The 7624-nt window shown below is 74.4% G+C and carries 2 protein-coding genes; both read right to left on the minus strand.

Going from position 1 to position 7624, the window contains the following annotated elements; all coding sequences use genetic code 11:
- Positions 1–5198: amino acid adenylation domain-containing protein (locus AB0L25_RS40760; RefSeq protein WP_500178982.1), on the minus strand; the 5198-nt coding region annotated here is incomplete at its 3' end.
- Positions 5195–7624: condensation domain-containing protein (locus tag AB0L25_RS40765; RefSeq protein WP_500178983.1), on the minus strand; the 2430-nt coding region annotated here is incomplete at its 5' end. The genes AB0L25_RS40760 and AB0L25_RS40765, both read right to left, overlap by 4 nt.

Genomic DNA, 7624 nt, shown 5'->3' on the forward strand with positions numbered 1-7624 from the left:
AGATCGCGCCCCGGGTTCTCCCGGTCGGCGGCCATGAGCTGGTAGAACGCCGACGGCGTCTGGTTCAGGACGGTCACCCGCTCGGCTTCGAGCAGGTGCAGGAAGTCCTGCGGCGACCTGGAGGTCATGTACGGCACGACCACGAGGCGGCCGCCGTACAGCAGCGACCCCCACAACTCCCACACCGAGAAGTCGAACGCGTACGAGTGGAACAGCGTCCACACATCATCCGGACCAAACGTGAACCACTCTTCGGTGGAACGGAGAAGTCGCACCACGTTCTGGTGCGGGACGACGACGCCCTTCGGGCGGCCGGTCGAACCCGACGTGTAGATCACGTACGCGGGGCTGTCCGGGGAGATCCGGACGCCGAGGTCGGTGTCGTCGTACCCCGGCGCGTCCACGTCCTCCGGCTTGATCGTCAGGACGGGACGGGCATCGTCGACCATGTACGCGATGCGATCGGCCGGGTAATCCGGGTCGATCGGCACGTACGCCGCGCCCGCCTTCAGCACCGCCAGGATCGCGACCACCAGATCCGCCGAACGCGGCAACGCCAACGCCACGAACTGCTCACAACCCACACCACGCTCGACCAGACGACGCGCCAGCCGGTTCGCCCGCGCGTTCACCTCACCGAACGTCCACGACACCCCCTCGAACGTGACGGCCACCGCGTCCGGGCGCTCCGCCGCACGCGCCTCGAACAGCGCCGGGATCGTGGCGCGTTCGGCGGCGGGGGCGCGCCCGCCCGCCCACGTGCGCAGGAGGGTGCGGCGTTCGGCGCAGTCGAGGATCTCGGCGGCGCCGATGGGGGCGTCGGGGTCGGCGACGAGCGCGCGGACGAGGCGTTCGAAGCGGTCGCCGATCGAGGCGGCGGTGGCGGGGTCGAACAGGTCGAGGGCGTATTCGAGTGCGGCTTCGAGGCCGCCGGGCGCGCCGTCGTCGCCGTGGCGTTCCCGCAGGTAGAGCGACAGGTCGTACTTCGCGACGCCGGAGGTGAGGGGTTCGGCGCCGCCGGTGAGGCCGTCGAGTTCGAGGCGGGCCTCGGGGTTGTTCTGGAAGGACAGGACGGCCTGGAACAGCGGGTGCCGGGCCATCGAGCGGGCCGGGTTGAGGATCTCGACGAGCCGTTCGAACGGGAGGTCCTGGTTCGCGTAGGCGGCGAGGTCCGTCTCCTTCACGCGCGCGATCAGGTCGGTGAAGGAGGGGTCGCCGGACGTGTCGGTGCGCAGGACGAGCATGTTGACGAACATGCCGACGAGGTCGTCGAGGGCCTCGTCGGTGCGGCCCGCGATCGGCGAGCCGATCGGCACGTCCGTCCCGGCGCCCAGCCGGGTGAGGAGGGCCGCGTAGGCGGCCTGCACGACCATGAAGAGGCTGGCGCCGTGCCGGCGGGCGAGGGCGGCGAGCCCGGCGTGCAGGTCGGCGTCGAGTTCGAACTCGTGCGTGCCGCCCCGGTAGGACGCCTCGGCGGGGCGCGGCCGGTCGGTGGGGAGCGGCAGTTCGTCGGGCAGTCCGGCGAGTGCCTCGCGCCAGTAGGCGATCTGCCGCGAGATAAGGCTTTTCGGATCGTCTTCGGAACCGAACAGCTCCCGCTGCCAGAGCGTGTAGTCGGCGTACTGCACCGGCAGCGGCGCCCACTCGGGCGCCCGCCCCTCCGCACGGGACGCGTAGGCGAGGATGACGTCGCGGGCGAGCGGCGCCATCGACCAGCCGTCGGCGGCGATGTGGTGCAGGAGCAGCAGCAGGACGTGCGTGTCGCCGCCGAGCGCGAACAGGCGGGCCCGCAGCGGCGGTTCGACGGAGAGGTCGAAGCCCTGCCCGGCGGCCGCGGCGAGGGCGGCGGGCAGCCGCGCCTCGTCGGTCGCGGTCACCTCCAGGCGGGGCCGGGCGGCGGCCGGGTCGAGGACGAGCTGGCGCGCGCTGCCGGACCCGTCCGGGAAGATCGTGCGGAGCGACTCGTGCCGGGCGGCGACGTCGGCGAGCGCGGCGCGGAGCGCGTCGAGGTCGAGGGCGCCGTCGAGGCGGAGCGCGATCGGCATGGTGAACAGCGCCCCGGCGCCCTGGAACCGGTTGAGGAACCAGAGCCGCTGCTGCGCGTGCGAGAGCGGGACGACGGCGGGCCGTTCGGCGGGCCGGAGGGCGGGCCGGACGTCGCGCCCGGCGCCGGCGAGGCGGGCGGCGAGCCCGGCGACGGTCGGCGCCTCGAACAGCGCCCGGACGGGGAGTTCGGCGCCGAGGGCGGAGCGGACCCGGCCGACGAGGCGGGTGGCGGTGAGGGAGTCGCCGCCGAGGTCGAAGAACGAGTCGTCGGCGCCGACGCGGGGCACGCCGAGGATCTCGGCGAACAGGCCCGCGAGGATCTCCTCCTGCGGGGTGCGGGGCGCGCGGCGGCCGGTCCCGGCGGTGCCGCCGGGGGCGGGCAGCGCGGCCCGGTCGAGCTTGCCGTTCACGGTGAGCGGAAGCGCGTCGAGCGCCGTGAGCGACGGCATCATGTGGTCGGGCAGCCGGGCGGCGGCGTGGGCGCGCAGCGCGGCGACGTCCACGGAGGCGGGGACGACGTAAGCGGCGAGGCGGCCGTCGCGGACGACCACCGCGGCCCCCGCGACGCCCTCGAACCCCGACAGGACGGACTCGATCTCGCCGGGTTCGACCCGGTATCCGCGGATCTTGACCTGGTCGTCGGCGCGGCCGAGGTACTCGAGGGTGCCGTCGGGGCGCCACCGGGCGAGGTCGCCGGTCCGGTACATGCGGTCGCCGGGCGCGCCGTACGGGTCGGCGACGAACCGTTCCGCGGTCAGGCCGGGGCGGCCGAGGTAGCCGCGGGCGAGCTGGACGCCCGCCAGGTACAGCTCGCCGGGGACGCCGGGCGGCGCGGGCTGGAGGGCGGCGTCCAGCACGTAGGCGCGGGTGCCGCGCTGCGGTCCGCCGATCGAGGGCCGGTCGGCGTCGGCGACGACCTGGTTCATCGTGTCGATCGTCGATTCGGTCGGCCCGTAGAAGTTGCGGGTCGTGAGGCCGGGCGCGAGGGCCCGCAGCTCGGCCCAGAGGGCGTCGCCGACGGCCTCGCCGCCGAGGAGGAGCTGGGACGGGCGGTGCCGCCCGTCGTCGTCGAGCAGGCCCGCGTCGCGCAGGGACGTGAAGTGCGACGGGGTCGTGTTGACGAGGTCGATGTGTGCGCGCGCCACGTACCGGGTGTACGCCTCGACGTCGCGGCGGGTGTCGTCGTCGATGAGGTGGAGTTCGTGGCCGTGCATCATCCACAGCAGGCCCATCCACGACGTGTCGAACGAGAACGACGCGAGGTGCGCGAACCGCATCCGGCGCCCGCCCGCCGCCTCGGCGGCCGGGTCGATGAACCGTTCCCGGTGCGCCTCGTAGTAGTTGAGGACGGCCGTGTGGGTGACGGTCACGCCCTTCGGGCGGCCGGTCGAACCCGACGTGTAGATGACGTAGGCGGCGTTCGCGCCGCGCAGTCCCGGCCGGTCCGGGTTCCCGAGCCCGTCGCCGGCGGACGGGACGTCGTCCGCGGTGATCGTGCACGCGGGGGCGCAGTCGTCCAGCATGAACGCGATGCGGTCGGCCGGGTACTCGGGGTCGACCGGCACGTACGCCGCGCCCGCCTTGTGCACGCCGAGGATCGCGACGACGACGTCGGGGGTGCGGGGCAGGACGAGCGCGACGTGGTCCTCGGGGCCGACGCCGCGCGCGGCGAGGTCGCGGGCGAGGCGGTTCGCACGGTCGTTCAGCTCGGCGTAGGTGAGGGACGCGTCGCCGCAGACGAGCGCGACGTCGTCCGGGGTCCGCGCGGCCCGCGCCTCGAACAGGTCGGGGAGCGTCCCGGCCGGGGCGCCGGCGGCGGTGTCGTTCCACGCGGCGAGCGCGGCCCGCCCGCCGTCCCCGGCGAGGTCGAGGGCGCCGGCGGGGCGGGACGGGTCGTCGGCGAACGCCTCCAGGACGCGGCGGACCCGGGCCAGCAGCCCCTCCACGGCGTCCCGCTCGAACACGTCCGGCCGGAAATGCAGCCGCAGCGAAAGCTCCTCACCTGGCGCGGCGACGAACGACAGCGGGAAGTGCGTGGCGTCGTAGGAGTCGGCGGCGGCGATGCGGACGCCGTTCAGCGAGCCCTCCATCGACGCCGGGTCGAACGGGTAGTTCTCCAGCACCGTCATCGTGTCGAACAGCGCGCCGCCCTGCCCGGCGGCCCGCTGGATGTCGGTGAGGCCGAGGTGGTGGTGCGCGAGCAGGTCGGTCTGCTCGGCCTGCAGCCGTTCGAGGAGCGCGGCGAGCGGCTCGTCCGGCCGGTACCGGACGCGGATCGGCAGCGTGTTGATGAACAGCCCGACCATCTGCTCGATGCCGGGCAGCTCGGGCGGGCGGCCCGAGACGGTCGCGCCGAACACGACGTCGCGGGAGCCGAGGAACCGGCCGAGGACCAGCCCCCACGCGCCCTGCAGGACGGTGCTCAGCGTGACGTTGTGGCGGCGGGCCGCGCGGGTGAGCCGCCGCGTCGTCCGCCGGTCCAGCGCGGTGATCGTCCGCTCGGGCGGGCGGGGCGCGCGGGCGGCGGCCTCCGGCGCGACCAGGCACGGTCCGTCGACGCCGTCGAGGGCGCGGCGCCAGGCGTCCTCGGCGGCGGCGCGGTCCTGCCGCGCGAGCCACGCGAGGTAGTTCTTGTACGGGGTGACGCGCGGGAACCCCGCGTCGTGGCCGCCCTGCACGTACAGCGTGAACAGCTCGGTCGCGAGGATCGGCGTCGACCAGCCGTCCAGCAGGATGTGGTGGTTGGTGAAGACCAGCCGGAACCGCTCGGGCCCCATCCTGACCAGGACGAACCGCAGCAGCGGCGGCGCGGTCATGTCGAACCCGCGGGCCCGTTCCCGCGCCACGACCGCGTCGGCCTCGGCCGCGTCCGCCGCCGCGACCTCCTCCCACGGCAGGTCCACCGTCCGCGGGATCACCTGCACCGGCCGCGACAGGTCCTCGTGCCAGAACGCGGCCCGCAGGTTCGCGTGGCGGCGCAGCAGCGTCTCCGCGGCGGCCCGCAGCGCCGGGACGTCCAGCGGGCCCTCCAGGTCGAGGACGAACTGCGCCGTGTAGACGTCGGTGTCGTCGGCGTCGAACAGGGCGTGGAAGAAGAACCCCTGCTGCAGCGGCGACAGCGGCAGGATGTCTTCGAGGTCCCCCCGGTTCAATGCTGGTTCCTCCAGGCGTTCTGCAGCGTGTCGATCTCACTCTGGTCGAGGTCCACGAGCAGGTCGGACGGGGTGAACCCGCCGACCGGCGCGGACCCGTCGCCGGCCGCGGCGGCGGTGACGTGCGCGACGAGGCCGCGCAGGGCGGTGAACCAGGCGTCCGCGAGTTCCCGCACGTCGGCGCCGTCCAGCAGCTCGCCCGGCCAGGTCCAGGTGGCGGACAGGACGGGGCCGTCCGGGAGGTCGCGGGTGATCGCGTTGATCTCCAGGGCGTGCGCCATCGGCATCCGCGGGTCCTCCCCGGCGGGCGGCTCCTCCGGCGCGAGCGCCCAGTCCTCGCCGCCGCCGGGCGCGACCCGCCCGAGGTAGTTGAACGCGATCTGCGCGGGCGGCGCCTCGGCCAGCTCCGCCGCGGCCTCCCCGTCCGGGTCCGCGTAGCGCAGCAGCCCGTACTGCAGGGCGTCCGGGACGGCCCTGAGCTGCTCCTTCACCTTCTTCACCGCCGCCGCGACGCCCGGCCCCCCGGCGCGGACGTCCGTCCAGTCGGCGGGCCCGGCGTCGAGGCGCACGGGATGGATCGAGGTGAACCAGCCGGCCGTCCGGGACACGTCCGCGCCCGGCACCACGTCGTCGCGCCCGTGCCCCTCCAGGTCGATCAGCACGTCCGTGCCGCGCCCGCCGCCCGGCCGGTGCCGCCGCCACTGCGCCACCGCCAGCGCGAGGCCCGCGAGCAGGACGTCGTTCGCGCGGGCGTTCCACGCGGCCGGGACGTCCGTGAGCAGCGGGCCCGTGACGTCGGCGGGCAGGTCGAGGGTGACGTGCCGGGCGCGGGCCGCGATGTCCACGCGCGGATCGAGGTCGCGGGACGCGAGCCGCTGCGGCGGCCCGTCCACGATGTCCAGCCAGTCTTCGAGGGCGTCCTCCCCGGGCGCGGCGGCGGTGAGCTTCTGCGCCCAGCGGCGGAACGACGTCCCGACCGGCCGCAGGTCTCCCCCGGCCCACGCGGTGACGAGGTCGGGCAGCAGGATCCGCCACGACACGCCGTCCACGACCAGGTGGTGCAGGACGACGAGGAGCCGGCCCTGGTCGTCGCCCGCGTCGAACCAGACGAGCTGCGCCACCGTCCCGTCCCGCGGGTCGAGGCGGTCGCGGGCCGCCGCGGCCTGCTCGGCCAGCAGCGCGGCCCGCTTGTCGTCGTCCAGGCCCGCGATGTCGACCCGGGTGACGAGCGCGGCGGCGTCCACCGTGCCCGCCGGGCGGACCACGGGCTGCCAGCGGCCGCCGTCGTCCGCGTCCTCGTCCACGTCGAGGCGGAGCCGGAGGACGTCGTGGTGGTCGATCAGGGTCGCGAGCGCGCCCGCCAGCCGGTCGACGCCGAGTGCGGGCGGCGTGCGGAGCAGCATCGACTGGTGGAACCCGGCGATGAGCGACGCGTCGCCGTCCACGCGCTCCCGCAGCCACCCGACGATCGGCGTGACCGGCACCGGGCCGACCCCCGCGCCGGGCGGTTCCGCCTCGACCTGCTCGTCCTCCCCGACAGGGCGGGAGACGGCCGCCAGTTCCTCGACGGTCTGGTGTTGGAACACCTCGCGAGGGCTGATCACCAGGCCGCTCTGCCGGGCGCGGGAGACGAGCTGGATCGCGATGATCGAGTCACCGCCCAGATCGAAGAACCCGTCGTCCACCCCGACCCGTTCGAGGTTCAGGACCTCGGCGAACAGGCGGGCGAGCGTCTCCTCTTCGGGGGTGGAGGGGGTGCGGGAGGAGACCTTGGCCGAGAAGTCGGGTTCGGGGAGAGCCTTGCGGTCAAGCTTCCCGTTCACCGTCAGCGGCAGCGCGTCCAGCTCGACGATGACCGCAGGGACCATGTAGTCGGGCAGATCACGACCGACGAAACGCCGCACTTCGGAGGAGTCGACGCCCGAGCCCACCACGTAGGCAACCAGGCGATCGTCCCGGACGACCACGGCCGCGTCGCGGATCTCGTCGTGGCGGGTGAGGGCCGCCTCGACCTCGCCCAACTCGATCCGGAACCCGCGCAGCTGAACCTGCTGGTCCGCGCGCCCGAGGTATTCGAGGCGTCCGCCGTCCAGCCAGCGCCCGAGGTCGCCCGTCCGGTACATGCGGGTGCCCGGTTTGCCGTACGGATCGGCGACGAACCGCTCCGCGGACAGCGCGGGACGGTTCAGGTAACCGCGCGCGAGGCCCGGACCCGCCACGTACAGCTCACCGATCACACCGGGCGGGACGGGACGCAGCCGGTCGTCCAGGACATAGACGCGCAGGTCGGGGATGCCCGTTCCGATGATGCTGCCGGGCGCGGTCGCCGCATACGCCCGATCGAGCGCGATGTACGAGACATGCACGGTCGTCTCCGTGATCCCGTACATGTTGACCAGCGTCGGAGCGTTCTCCTGGTGCCGCGA

Source organism: Spirillospora sp. NPDC052242 (genome assembly GCF_040679555.1).
Taxonomy (GTDB): Bacteria; Actinomycetota; Actinomycetes; order Streptosporangiales; family Streptosporangiaceae; genus Spirillospora.